This is a genomic window from Streptomyces sp. NPDC058371 (assembly GCF_042723265.1).
Classification (GTDB): Bacteria; Actinomycetota; Actinomycetes; order Streptomycetales; family Streptomycetaceae; genus Streptomyces.
Genome location: NZ_JBHXJC010000002.1, coordinates 57,031 through 69,828, shown reverse-complemented (window position 1 = coordinate 69,828; position 12,798 = coordinate 57,031). Strand labels below are relative to the sequence as shown.

The following is a 12,798-nucleotide window of genomic DNA, read 5'->3' as shown; positions in this document are numbered from 1 at the left end:
CATGATCGGGTACATGCTTGAACGCGTTGTGGCCGCCTGTGACGGGGCTTCGAAGGGAAACCCGGGTCCGGCCGGTTGGGCCTGGGTGGTCGCCGACGGTACGGAGACCCCCACCCGCTGGGAGGCCGGACCCCTCGGTACCGCGACCAACAACGTCGCCGAACTCACCGCACTGGAGCGGCTGTTGACGGCCGTCGACCCGGACGTGCCGCTGGAGATCCGAATGGACTCCCAGTACGCGATGAAGGCCGTGACGACCTGGCTGCCCGGCTGGAAGCGCAAGGGCTGGAAGACGACGGCAGGGAAGCCGGTCGCCAATCAGGAGCTGGTCGTACGCATCGACGAGCTGCTCGACGGCCGCTCCGTCGAATTCCGCTATGTGCCCGCGCACCAGGTCGACGGCGACCGGCTCAACGATTTCGCGGACCGGGCGGCGAGCCAGGCGGCCATCGTCCAGGAGCCCGCGGGCAGCGACCTCGGCTCCCCGGAACCGCCGCCCTCGCCGGACACCCCGGCATCGGGCGCCCAGCGCCGCCGTCCCGCGGGCAAGCCCGCCCGGGCGGCCTCCCCGGCGCGGACGATCAAGGCGAAGTTCCCGGGCCGGTGTCTGTGCGGCCGTTCCTACGCCGCGGGCGAGCCCATCGCGAAGAACCCGCAGGGCTGGGGCCACCCGGAGTGCCGTACCGCCGAGGCCTGAGTCAGCGGCCTCGGCGGCCGGTCGCACCGGGAGCGGGCCGGGTTCACGCGATGCTGCCGCGCCAGCCGCCCGTCTCCAGGCCCCGGGACTCGATGAACTTCTTGAAGCGCTCAAGGTCACCCTGCGTCTGGCGCTTGACGAAGCCGAGCTTGTCGCCGACGGTCTCGGTGGCGCCCTCGGGTACGAACTCCAGCTGGAGCATCACCTTGGTCCGGCCCTCGTCGAGGTGGTGGAAGGTGACCACGCCGGCCTGCTTGGCCTGCCCGGCGACCGTCGTCCACGCGACCCGTTCGTCCGGGATCTGCTCGGTGATCTCCGCGTCGAACTCCCTGTGCACCCCGTTCACATTGGTCACCCAGTGAGTGAGGGTGTCCGTACGCTGCTCGATGCGCTCGACGCCGCTCATGAACTCGGGGAACGTCTCGAACTGCGTCCACTGGTTGTACGCGGTGTGCACCGGAACGCCGACCTCGATGGATTCCTCGACCTGAGACACGGGTTACCTCCTTCTCGGACCCGTCCGGACCACCCGGACGGTGTCCGGCGCGGGTACCCGGGCCCCAGGAGGCGAATCCCGGTGATCCGCTCCCGAGGAGACGGCACCCAGGGTCAGGCGGTGTCGAAGGTGTAGTGCGCCGTGTGATCCAGCAGGTCGGCCGGCCGGACGTCGTTCCACGGCTTCATCGTGTCGTTGAGATCCACGACATCGGGCGTGCCGGCGGTGGGCACGTAGCCGGAGCCCGGGTGCCGGCGCTGCCACTCGGCCCACAGCTTGTCCACGAAGGCGTGGTGGAGCCAGAAGACCGGGTCGTTGGGGGAGACACCGGTGCCCATCTGGCCGCCCACCCAGACGTGCACCCGGTTGTGGAGGTTGACACCCCGCCAGCCCTCGAGGTGATTGCGGAAGCCGTCCGAAGCGCTGTTCCAGGGAGCCATGTCGTACGTCGCCATGGCGAGGACCGACTCCACGTCCGCCCGGGTCGGCAGCTCGCGGGTGCCGCTGCCCAGCGCGCGTCGCAGATAGGTCCGGCTGTCCACCCGTACATTGATCGGCCACTTGCCGGCGGAGGCCGCGAACGGCCCGTCCATCACCCTGCCGTCCAGACTGCGTCCGGTGCCACCGAGGAAGTCCGGGGCCCACAGCGAGGAGCGCACGGAGCGGTCGGTGCTCCAGTCCCAGTAGGGCAGCGCGACGGAGGAGTCGACCGCTTGCAGCGCCTGCTCGAACTCCAGCAGGAATCTGCGGTGCCAGGGCAGGAACGAAGGTGAACGGTGGCCCGTCCGCTCGCCGTTGTCGGTGTCACCGAGGATGAAGGCGTTGTGGGTCGTGACGAGCGTGTCGTAGCGGCCACTGCGCTTGAGCTCCAGGACGGCGTCGACGAAACGCCGCTTCTCGTCGGCGGTGAGGACGGCCTGGTTCTTGCGTACGGTCATGTGCGGGAGATCCCAGTCTGCTTGCGGGGCGGGTCAGTTGGCGCGAAAGGGGACGAGTGGCGCCCCTTGCAGCTCCACGACCGCGGCGCGAGCGGCCGCCCGTGGAGTGGGCACGGGGTCGTAGTGGCTGATGACACTGATCCAGCTGCTGTCGGCGTTCTGCATCACGTGCAGCTCCACACCGTCTATGAACACGCCGTAACCGGCGCCGTGATGGTGTCCGCCGGCAGTGGGGCGGCCCGCTATGCGGCGGCCCCGGTAGACCTCTTCGAAGGATTCGGGTCCGCCGTGGTGCGGGTCCGGGACGGCGGCCGCGGGCGGTGCGGCGACGGCCTGGGAGCCGGCGGCCGCGGCCAGGACGGCCGCGGCGCCGAGGGCGCGGCGACGAGTGAGCTCAGGCATGCGAAGTCCTCCTGGAAACAGTTCTCCTGTGCTGACCCGGCATGCTTATCGGGCTGTCGGAGAAGGGAGGAAATCGCCGATATGCGGTTGGCCGTGATCCGGACAATTAAGCAAATGTCGTGCAAGGTTGAACGAAGATGATCTTGCTGTTCCAGGCGTCGGCGGTGCCCGGAAGGAGGAATTCCTCCCGGCGGGGAGATTCACAGCGATGATCTTGCGGAAGGTGCGGCTGCCGAGTGGCGTGGCTCACCTGCGGAAGGTGACGCGAAAGGGGGTGCGCCCGGGGCCCGTTGGCCGATCTCGCCGGTCCGGCTGCGCCGCCTCGGGGGAGTGCGCGGGTGCGACGGGCGGGGTGGGGTGTCCGGGTCGACCTGTCCGCCGGCTCCGCGGAAGCACCCATCTCTCCCTGCTACTCTTCGTGATCAACTGACCGCTTTGTGCAACATAGGGGAGTGCGCGTGAAGATCGCGTGCGTCGGTGGCGGACCCGCAAGCCTGTACTTCTCGATCCTGATGAAGCGCCAGGACCCGTCCCACGAGATCACCGTCCACGAGCGCAACCCGGCCGGGTCCACGTACGGCTGGGGCGTGACGTACTGGGGAGGCCTGCTCGACAAGCTGCGTGCGGGCGACCCCGAATCCGCACTCGCCGTCGGCGAGAGCTCGGTCCGCTGGAGCGACGGTGTCGCCCACGTCCGCGACCGCAGAACCGTGCACCACGGCGACGAGGGCTTCGGCATCGGCCGGCGCCGGCTGCTCGACCTCCTCGGCGAGCGCGCCGCGTCCCTCGGCGTACGGCTGGAGTACGAGCACGAGATCACCGCCGCCGACCCGCTCCCGGACGCCGATCTGGTCGTCGCCGGTGACGGGGTCCACAGCGGTGTGCGGGAGCGGTACGCCGACCACTTCGGCAGCGAGATCGCCCTCGGGCGCAACCGCTACCTCTGGCTCGGCACCACCAAGGTCTTCGACTCCTTCACCTTTGCCTTCGTCGAGACCGAGCACGGCTGGATCTGGTGCTACGGCTACGGCTTCAGCGCGGACCACAGCACCTGCGTCATCGAGTGCTCCCCGGAGACCTGGACCGGACTCGGGCTCGACCGGGCGTCCGAGCCCGACGGCCTGGCCCTGCTGGAGAAGCTCTTCGCGGACCTGCTGGACGGGCACGGACTGATCGGCCGGGCGCAGACCGACGGCAGTGCCCAGTGGCTCAACTTCCGTACCCTCACCAATCGCACCTGGCACCGGGACAACCTCGTCCTGCTCGGCGACGCCGCCCACACCACCCACTACTCCATCGGCGCGGGGACCACCCTCGCCCTGGAGGACGCCATTTCGCTGGCGGACGCCCTGCGCACCCACCAGGACCTGTCACCGGCCCTCGCCCACTACGAACGGGAGCGCAAGTCCGCCCTCCTGTCGATCCAGAGCGCGGCCCGGCACAGCGCCCAGTGGTACGAGAACCTCCCGCGCTACATCAGCCTTCCGCCCCCGCAGATGTTCGCCCTCCTCGGACAGCGGCACTCCCCGCTGCTTCCCTACGTCCCGCCGCAGCTCTACTACCGGATCGACCGCGCGGCCGGGCAGCTGGAGGCGCTGCGTCGCCTCAAACGGTGGCTCGGGCCGCGGCTGGCGCGCACGGTGCAGGCCCGCTCGGGGCGCTGACCGTCCGGGCCCGGACTAGGTGAATGGCGATTCACTCGATATGGTGAATCGCCATTCACCTCTTTTTTGTGCCGATTTTCTGGAGTGCCCATGACGGCCGTGCGTGCCGGGCGTGACGTGCGCGGCCTGCGGGACCGCCTGACGGTCCCGGTCCTGGCGTTCGGCGGGATCCTCATGGCCGTCATGCAGACGGTCGTGGTGCCCCTGCTGCCGGACCTCCCCCGGCTGACCGGCGCCTCGGCCGGCGCCGTGTCCTGGACGGTCACCGCCACCCTGCTCTCCGGCGCCGTGCTGACGCCGGTGCTCGGCCGTGCGGGAGACATGTACGGCAAGCGGCGGGTGCTGCTCGCCGCGCTCGCCCTGATGACCGTCGGGTCGGTGATGTGTGCGCTGACCTCCGACATCAGCATCCTCATCACCGCAAGGGCGTTGCAGGGCTCGGCGGCCGCCGTCGTACCGCTGTCCATCAGCATCCTGCGCGACGAACTCCCCCCGGAGCGCACCGGTTCCGCGGTGGCGCTGATGAGTTCCACCGTGGGCATCGGCGCTGCGCTGGGCCTGCCGCTCGCGGCGCTGATCGTCCAGTACGCGAACTGGCACGTGATGTTCTGGGCCACCAGCGCGCTCGGTGCCGTCGGACTCGCGCTCGCCTGGTGGGCCGTGCGCGAGTCGCCGGTCCGCGAGCCCGGGCGCTTCGACACGATCGGAGCGCTGGGCCTGGCCGCGGGACTCGTCTGTCTGCTGATGGGCGTGTCGCAGGGCGGCCAGTGGGGCTGGGGCAGCCCCACGATCCTCGGCCTCTTCGTCGCCTGCGTACTCATCCTCGGCGCCTGGTGGGTGCAGCAGCGGCGCGCCGAACGGCCGCTGGTCGACCTGAAGCTGGCCTCCCGGCCGCGCGTCGCCCTGCCGCACCTGACCGCGCTCCTGCTCGGCTTCGGCTTCTACGCCAACTCCCTGGTGACGGCCCAGCTCGTCCAGGCACCCAAGGCCACCGGATACGGGCTCGGCCTGTCCATCGTGGCGACCGGCCTGTGCATGCTGCCCAGCGGCGTGACCATGCTGCTGCTCTCGCCCGTGTCCGCGCGCATCTCCGCGGCCCGCGGCCCACGCGTGACGCTGGCCCTCGGCGCTGCGGTGATCGTCCTCGGCTATGTCATACGTATCGCGGACAGCCGCGACCTGTGGGTGATCATCGTGGGCGCCACGGTCGTCTCCACCGGCACGACCTTCGCCTACTCGGCACTGCCCACCCTGATCCTGCGTGCCGTCCCGGCCGGCCAGACCGCGTCCGCCAACGGCGTCAACGTACTGATGCGGACCATCGGCCAGGCCGTGTGCAGCGCTGCCGTCGCCGCCGTGCTCGTCCATCACACCAGCCCGGTCGGCGGTGTCGCGGTGCCCACCCTGCACGGCTATCTGCTGGCGTTCGCCATGGCGGGTACGGTCGCACTGTTGGCCTGCGGAGCCGCCCTGTCCATACCGGTCGATCCCACCACCCCGGGCGCCCGGGTCCGCGGCCGTGCGGGAGCGGATCGCCGCGGTACGGAAGCAGGCCGCACGGAGGCGGACCGGCCCGAGGCGCGGGAAGACGAGGCACTGGAAGGAGCCTGAGCATCGTGAGTACTCCGTCCCCCGGCCTCGCCGCGGACGCGCCGGCGCGCCGTGACGCAGAGGCGACAAAGACAGCCATCCTGCGAGCGGCCCGCCATCTGCTGGCGCGGCACGCCCACGCGGACATCACGCTGAAGGCGATCGCGGAGCGCGCGGGTGTCAGCGCACCGCTCGTCCTGAAGTACTTCGGCAACAAGGACACGCTCTTCGCGCGGGTGATGTCCTTCGAACTGGACGCCACCGCCCTCCTCGACGCACCGCTGGACGAGCTGGGGCGGCACATGGTCCGGCACCTGCTCGTCAGCCAGCGGGACCAGGGCGCCGACCCCATCCTGCGGATCGTCTTCGCCCCGCTCCACGGTGAGCAGGGCGACATCCTGCGCACCAACTTCCGTACGCAGGTCAGCGAACGCCTCGCCGCGCGGCTCACCGGTCCCGACGCGGGACTGCGTGCCGAACTCGCGGTCAGCACGCTGCTCGGCCTCGGCGTGATGTACGGCATCGCCCGCGGCACGCACCTGCGGGGGGCCGACGTCGACGACATCGTCGAGAGATACGCCCCGGCCGTCCAGGCGCAGCTGGCGTAGCGCGGACGGCGGGGTCAGTTCACGCCCTGCGGGCGGAACTGGATGCTGATGCGGGGCCCGGTGGCGCGTGTCGTCTTCGGGACGGCGTGCTCCCAGGTCCGCTGGCAGGAGCCGCCCATCACGATCAGATCGCCGTGCCCGAGGGGATACCGGCGGCTCTCGCCGCCCCGGCGGGGCCGCAGCGCCAGATCGCGGGCCGCGCCGACCGAGACGATCGCGACCATGGTGTCCTCGCGGGCACCCCGCCCGATCCGGTCCCCGTGCCAGGCGACGCTGTCGCGCCCGTCCCGGTAGTAGCAGAGCCCCGCTGTCGTGAACGGTTCCCCGAGCTCGGCCGCATAGTGCGCGCAGAGCGCGTCGCGCGCCTCGTCGAGGACCGGGTGCGGCAGTTCGTCGTCGGCCCGGTAGTACGAAAGCAGCCGCGGTACGTCGACGACCTGCTCGTACATCCGCCGGCGCTCGGCCCGCCAGGGAACGTCGGAGACGAGCCGTTCGAACAGTGTGTCCGCGCCCCTGAGCCATCCCGGCAGCAGGTCGATCCAGGCCCCGCCGCCCAGCTCGGTACGGCGCAGCTCGCTCAACGGGTTGAGGCCCACGTCGTCGGTCTGGTCGAACAGCGAGCCCTGGAGGTTCATGCCCATACCAGCAGCGTACTCCATATTCGAAAGTATGTTCCATATGGAGGGCGGGCTGCGGTGAGGTGTCGCGTGGTGGGGGAAAGGAGCTGTCCGCCGGCGTCGCGGGCCGGGTCGGCGCTCAGGGGCGCAGCGCGTTCATGATGAAGTCGGCGATGGAGTCCGCGTACTCGTCCCTGTGCGAGGGCTTCAGCGGTGCGCGCGTGAAGAGCCGCTCGGTCAGCGCCTGGTTCGCGAACATGGCCCCACCGCCGGAAGTGATCATGTAGTAGATCACCTCGGGGGGTACCGGCCGGATGTCGCCGCTCTCCACCAGGGCGTTGCGCAGCGGCAGGAAGCGGTCGATGACCGGGGAGACGAAGGTGTCGCTGATGTAGTCGAGCCGTTCGCCGGCCTGACCGCCCTCGATGTCCATCAGCCGTTGCAGCTCGGGATGGTCCGCGTTGAAGCGCACGAAGGTCCGCACGAAGGTGTGGAGCCGGGTCAGCGGCTGCGCCGACTCGTCGTCCGTGGCCAGGAGCTGGGTGACCAGTTTGCCGAATCCCCAGTCCGCGGCGGCCCGCCAGATGGCCTCCTTCGAACCGAAGCGCTGGTGGAGCAGATTGTGGCTCACGCCCAGCTCGCGATTGAGCGTGCGGACCGATGTGCCCTGGAAGCCGTGCGTGGCGAACGCGATCAGTGCTGCCTGTAGAACCCCTTCTTCCGGGGCGGCGGGGGCCTCGTCCTTGGGCGGGCGTCCCTTCGGGCGCGCGGGCTTCACCATGGCGTCATCGTAAGGTCCGATTGCCCCCGCCCGGTTAATTGATATATGTCAATTAGGTCGATATGATGCCGTCCGCCGTCGGTCGGTCCGGAGTCGGCGCCGGACCGACCGGTGATCTGCCGGCCGCGGTGCCGACGGGCACGGATCACCGGTCATGCTTGCCGAAGTACATGAGCTCCCACAGGGTCGGCGCAGGTCTACTCATTCCTGCTCGCCTCCGGTGGATCCGCGCCCTGCAGCCGAATGGGCAAGACGTCGCTGATGAATCCGGAGATGTCCTCCACGGATGCGGCCTGGGTCCGCCGCTACGCCGAGAACGTCGCCGACTGCTCTTGAACGGTCCCTCGCCGCCGAGTTGACCGGAACCGACACCTCCGGGAAGCAACCTCACGCGCGCTGTCGCCGTCTTGATCGGCAACGGGTCGGTGGCGCGGCCGCGGTGGAGCGAGGATTCCCGGGCTGACGTCCCGGATGCTATACACTCAGTGTATACGTGACGTGTATACATGTGGTGCATACGTGCTTGCTGTACGTGAGGCGTGTGCGTGGAGTGCGCATGGTCCTGTGCTCGGCCGTCCGCCCGGCGACGTCCAGCATCCTCCGACGGGCGGCAGTCCCGGTCGGCGGCAGACCGAAAGGCACTCATGTACAGCAAGGCCTTCGCCCCGGAGTACCAGGGCGCTTTGACCACCCTGTCGGTGAACTCCTCGCTGACGGACGTCCTGGCGGCGGGCACCGAGCAGCTGCGCGCCGCCGAGCGCGCAGGGGCGCGGGGCGAGGCCGCCCGCTCGGGCCTGGCCGTCGCCGAGGCGCACCGCCGGCTCGGTCAGGTGGCGGACGCGGAGCGGGCCTGGAAGGCGAGTTACCGGACCGCCCGCGAGGCCGGCGACACCGGAGCCATGGCCTGGGCCCTGTGGAGCGGCGGCACGCTCGCGCGGCAGCGCGGCGCGTTCCCCCTGGCCTGGCGACTGCTGCGGCTGGCCGCCGAACTCGGCGAGTACGCGGGGGACGTGGTGGTCCGCGGCTACTCGCTCGCCGGCATGGCGGAGACCGGCCGGATCCAGGGCGACTACGAGGCGGTGACCACGCTCCACGAGCAGCTCCTCGCCGAGGCCAGGAAGCGCGGCGAGGCACGCCACACGGTGTGGGCCCTGGAAGGCATCGCCCAGATACATCGCAACACGGGCTCGTACGACACCGCGTACGCGATGTTCGAGGAAGCCGCCGACATAGCCGCTCGCGCCGAGGACCGACGCGGCCACGCCTGGGCCCTGCGCGGGTTGGCGGACATCGTCTCCGTACGCGACGGCGACACCGGGCGCGCGCTGGAGCTGCTGAGCGAGGCGGAGGTCTCCTGCCGGGAGATGAACCTGGTCAGCGCTCTGGCCTACAACCACAAGATGCGGGGCAACGTCCTTTACCGCGCCGGGCGTTATGAGGAGGCACGGGACTTCTACACGCAGGCGCTGGCCGAGTTCGACGGAATGAGCGAGCCGCGCGGCCGGGCACTGGCCCGCCTCGGACTGGTCAAGTCGCTGGCGCGCCTGGGCCGTGACCGCGCCGTCACCGCCGCCGATCTCGCCGAACTGGCCGGGATTCTGGAGGACATCGGCCTGCGGCACGCCCGCGCGATGATCGACCGGGCCCGCACGGAACTCGGCCTCGACCCGACGCCGGCGTCCGCCTCCGCCTCCTCAGCCTCCTCGGATGCGGAGGCAGCCCGATGACGGCTCTGGTCTCGTCCCTCCTGGGGCCCGTGAGCCAGCCCCTCGCCGATGCCTCAGCCGCGCACGCGGATCGTGGTCGGCCCGGCGACGAAGCCGCGGCCCTGCTCCACCGCTGTCGCGCGCTCGTCGCGCCCGCGTTGACGGAGGCCCTCGGCACGCTGCACCCCTGGGTGGAGGAGATGGCCGGTTACGCACTGGGCCGCAGGGAGGTCGGTGGCGCCCCCGCCGCCCACAGCTCGGGCAAGGGCGTCCGGCAGGCGTTGGCGGTGCTCGGCGCCGAGGCGGCGGGGGCGTCCGCCGCGACGGGTGTACCGGCCGCCGTATCGGTCGAACTCGTGCACACCTTCTCGCTGTTGCACGACGACATCATGGACGGCGACCCGATGCGCCGGGGCCGTCCCGCGGTGTGGAAGGCGTACGGCACGGGCCCGGCGGTCCTGGCCGGCGACGCGCTCTTCGCCCTGGCCGTCGAGACCCTGGCCGTCGAGACCACGACGGACGGTACCTCGGCCGCCGGGGCCGTACGCCTCCTGACCACCGCCCTCGGTGACCTCGTCCACGGACAGGCCGACGACCTGCTCTTCGCCCGCCGCCCGTGGACGGGCCCCGACGCGGTGACCGTGAGCGCGTACGAGACGATGGCCGAGCGCAAGACCGGCGCCCTGCTCGGCTGCGCACTCGCCCTGGGAGCCCGGCTGGCGGGAGCGCCGGCGGAGACGGTGACCGCGCTGGACCGCGTCGGCCGCCATCTGGGAGTGACCTTCCAGATCGTCGACGACCTGCTGGGAATCTGGGGTGACCCGGCCGTCACCGGCAAACCGGTGCACAGCGATCTGCGCCAGGCGAAGAAGACCCTCCCGGTCCTGGCCGCCCTGAACACCGCGGAAGGGGCCGGGCTCGCCGAACTCCTCACCTCCCGGCCCGCGCTCGACGACGCCGGTGTGCGCCGGGCCGCGACGCTGGTCGAGGAGTGCGGTGGCCGCACTGCGGCGCTGCGGGAGGCTCGCCGGCATCTCGCCCGGGCCCACGCGATCCTGGCGGCCGCGCCGCTGGACCCGGGCGCGACGGCCGACCTGCGGACGCTGCTGGCCGCCCTCACTCACCGCACGGTCTGACGCTCGGGTGCCTCCGGCCCGGTCCGCCGGGCCGGAGGCTGTGCGACATGGGTCACATTCACCCTTCGGCGGGCTCGGTGAGGCAACCAGCTCATCTCGTCTCACATCTGTCCGGACGACGCACAGTTGGTCACCCGCTGATCACCCTGAAGTGAACATTCGTAAAGAGATCGCCCCGAAGAACACAAAGGGGATCTTTAGTCTTTACATGTACATGAGGAATCGGTGAGAGTTCCGCAACGGGGCCCGACAGCCCCCGCGGTGCCCAACAGCGCCGCGCGTCAGGGCGGTTGGCGATCCCGGCCGCCCCTGTTCCAAGGAACTCAGTGCGCAGACCCCACATACGCAGCGTGGCGATAGCCGTCGCGGTGACGACGGCCGCCACACTCCCGACGGCCCCCGCCTTCGCGGCCGCCCCCGACTCGCCCGCCCGCGCCGCGAGTTCGGCGTCCTCGCCCGTGGAAGCGGCCCGCGCGGCGGCCTTCGCCCACGCGACGGCCACCGGTGTCACCCAGGGCGACACCCTCCAGGCCAAGGACGTCATGACCGACCAGGACGGCAAACTGCACGTCCGTTTCGTCCGCACCCACCGCGGGATGCCCGTCCTCGGCGGCGACCTGGTCGTCCACCTCAGCGAACGGTCCGCCTACCTGGGCGTGACCCGGGCGGCCGACCACAAGGTGGAGCCGGCCACGACGCAGGCGAAGCTCACGGCCGAGCAGGCCGAGCGGAAGGCCGCCGAGGTCGCCAAGGGCGACGCCGGCAACGCCGAACTCGTCGTGGACGCGCGGGACGGCGCGGCCGTACTCGCCTACCAGGTGCGGGTGACGGACAGCGACACCACGGAGGCCGGCGGTTCCCGCACGGTCGTCGTGGACGCACGGACCGGCACGGTGCGCAGCAACACCCCCGACAGCGACGAGTTCATCTCGCCGGCTCTCGGCGAGACGCTGCGCAAGCGGGGCGAGAAGCTGAACCCGGCCACGGGTTCGGGTGTCGATGCGGGCACCCCGTCCGCGCTCCTCACCGGCGCCGGCGCCGCACGCTATCCGTCGACCGCCTCGGGCACGGGCGCCTCCCTGTTCGTCGGCAAGGTGCCGCTGACCACCACCCGGACCGCCCGGACCAGCTACGTCCTCAAGGACCCCAACCGCTGGAACACCGAGACCCGGGACGCCAAGGGCCAGGAGCTGGAGGCGTTCTCGCGCGGCAAGAAGTTCACCGACGCCGACAACAAGTGGGGCAACGGTGCCACTTCCAGCCGGGCCACCGCAGCGGTCGACGCCCAGTACGGCATCACCAAGACCCTGGACTTCTACAAGAAGACCTTCGGCCGCAAGGGCATCAAGAACAACAGCACCGGTGCCAAGGCCATGGTCCACTTCGGGCGCAAGGTGGGCAACGCCTTCTGGGACTCCACCTGCGGGTGCATGCTCTACGGCGACGGTGACGGGGACCTCTTCAAGAAGCCGCTCGTCGTCCTCGACGTCACCGGTCACGAGCTGACCCACGGTGTCGTCGACGCCACCGCCGCCCTGGAACCCACCCGGGTCGACGCGGACGGCAACCAGTACGGCGAGCCCGGCTCTCTCAACGAGTCCCTCGCGGACATCTTCGGTTCGGCGGTCGAGTTCTCCACCAACAACCCGAAGAACCCGCCGAACTACCTCCTGGGCGAGAAGCTCGGACTGGCGCAGAAGTTCCTGCGCCGCCTCGACAAGCCCTCCCTCGACAAGCTCGAGGGGACCGTGGACTACTGGGCGCCCGAGGCCTACGACACCGAGGTCCACGCGGGTTCCGGCGTCTCCTCGCACGCCTACTACCTGCTGGCCGAGGGCAGTGGCCGCAAGACGATCGGCAGCGTCAAGTACGACTCGCCCACCTATGACGGTTCGCAGGTCACCGGCATCGGCCGCACCAAGGCCACCGCCATCTTCTACCGGGCGCTCACCCGCTACATGGTCTCCACGACCGACTTCCACGACGCGCGCGCCGCGACGCTCAAGGCCGCCGCCGACATGTACGGGGCCGACAGCACGGAGTACAAGACGGTGGACCAGTCCTGGGCCGCCGTCAACGTCACCCCTGCCAACACCCCTGCCGGGCGCTGACGGACGACGTACGAGAGGGCGCCCCGCCACTCGGCGGGGCGCCCTTCCGTTC

At 70.6% G+C, this 12,798-nt stretch carries 12 protein-coding genes; 7 read left to right on the top strand and 5 right to left on the bottom strand.

Annotation, left to right across the window (positions count from 1 at the left end; genetic code table 11):
- Window position 1: 1 nt before the first annotated feature.
- Entirely contained in the window at window positions 2–697 is a 696-nt protein-coding gene (locus tag ACFWM2_RS07905) for a ribonuclease H (protein WP_383274426.1), read from the top strand.
- Between the two features lie 43 nt (window positions 698–740).
- Here ACFWM2_RS07905 and ACFWM2_RS07900 read toward each other — a convergent pair whose 3' ends face one another.
- The 3 genes from ACFWM2_RS07900 to ACFWM2_RS07890 form a co-directional block, all read right to left on the bottom strand.
- Window positions 741–1,193: an SRPBCC family protein gene (locus tag ACFWM2_RS07900; RefSeq protein WP_383274423.1), complete on the bottom strand. Its 453-nt coding sequence runs from the start codon at window positions 1,191–1,193 to the stop codon at window positions 741–743.
- Between the two features lie 113 nt (window positions 1,194–1,306).
- A complete protein-coding gene (locus ACFWM2_RS07895) occupies window positions 1,307–2,131 on the bottom strand; it encodes a tyrosinase family protein (RefSeq protein WP_383274421.1) in 825 nt (274 codons plus the stop codon).
- A 33-nt stretch (window positions 2,132–2,164) separates the two neighbouring features.
- A complete protein-coding gene (locus ACFWM2_RS07890) occupies window positions 2,165–2,533 on the bottom strand; it encodes a tyrosinase cofactor (protein WP_383274419.1) in 369 nt (122 codons plus the stop codon).
- 458 nt (window positions 2,534–2,991) lie between these two features.
- Between ACFWM2_RS07890 and ACFWM2_RS07885 the strand changes: the two genes are divergently transcribed.
- The 3 genes from ACFWM2_RS07885 to ACFWM2_RS07875 all read left to right on the top strand — a co-directional run bounded on the left by ACFWM2_RS07885 (window position 2,992) and on the right by ACFWM2_RS07875 (window position 6,395).
- Window positions 2,992–4,197 (top strand): FAD-dependent monooxygenase, encoded by a 1,206-nt coding sequence (locus ACFWM2_RS07885; protein ID WP_383274416.1) that lies wholly within the window; start codon window positions 2,992–2,994, stop codon window positions 4,195–4,197.
- Window positions 4,198–4,287: 90 nt separating this feature from the next.
- Window positions 4,288–5,808, top strand: a complete 1,521-nt coding sequence (locus ACFWM2_RS07880) for an MFS transporter (protein WP_383274413.1) — start codon at window positions 4,288–4,290, stop codon at window positions 5,806–5,808.
- Window positions 5,805–6,395, top strand: a complete 591-nt coding sequence (locus tag ACFWM2_RS07875; protein ID WP_383276435.1) for a TetR family transcriptional regulator — start codon at window positions 5,805–5,807, stop codon at window positions 6,393–6,395. Before ACFWM2_RS07880 ends, ACFWM2_RS07875 begins: the two co-directional genes overlap by 4 nt.
- Before the next feature lie 14 nt (window positions 6,396–6,409).
- Here ACFWM2_RS07875 and ACFWM2_RS07870 read toward each other — a convergent pair whose 3' ends face one another.
- Both ACFWM2_RS07870 and ACFWM2_RS07865 read right to left on the bottom strand, forming a co-directional pair.
- On the bottom strand, window positions 6,410–7,036 hold the full coding sequence (locus tag ACFWM2_RS07870; protein WP_383276433.1) for an alpha-ketoglutarate-dependent dioxygenase AlkB: 627 nt from the start codon (window positions 7,034–7,036) through the stop codon (window positions 6,410–6,412).
- Between the two features lie 115 nt (window positions 7,037–7,151).
- Complete coding sequence (locus tag ACFWM2_RS07865) at window positions 7,152–7,793, bottom strand: TetR/AcrR family transcriptional regulator (protein WP_383274410.1); 642 nt, start codon at window positions 7,791–7,793, stop codon at window positions 7,152–7,154.
- A gap of 644 nt (window positions 7,794–8,437) precedes the next feature.
- Here ACFWM2_RS07865 and ACFWM2_RS07860 point away from each other — a divergent pair.
- The 3 genes from ACFWM2_RS07860 to ACFWM2_RS07850 all read left to right on the top strand — a co-directional run bounded on the left by ACFWM2_RS07860 (window position 8,438) and on the right by ACFWM2_RS07850 (window position 12,746).
- Complete coding sequence (locus tag ACFWM2_RS07860) at window positions 8,438–9,520, top strand: tetratricopeptide repeat protein (protein WP_383274407.1); 1,083 nt, start codon at window positions 8,438–8,440, stop codon at window positions 9,518–9,520.
- Window positions 9,517–10,635 carry a polyprenyl synthetase family protein gene (locus ACFWM2_RS07855; protein WP_383274404.1) on the top strand — a complete coding sequence of 373 codons (1,119 nt, stop codon included), beginning with the start codon at window positions 9,517–9,519 and terminating at the stop codon, window positions 10,633–10,635. The genes ACFWM2_RS07860 and ACFWM2_RS07855 overlap by 4 nt, the downstream gene beginning before the upstream one ends.
- Window positions 10,636–10,961: 326 nt before the next feature.
- A complete protein-coding gene (locus tag ACFWM2_RS07850) occupies window positions 10,962–12,746 on the top strand; it encodes a M4 family metallopeptidase (protein ID WP_383274401.1) in 1,785 nt (594 codons plus the stop codon).
- Window positions 12,747–12,798: the final 52 nt, after the last annotated feature.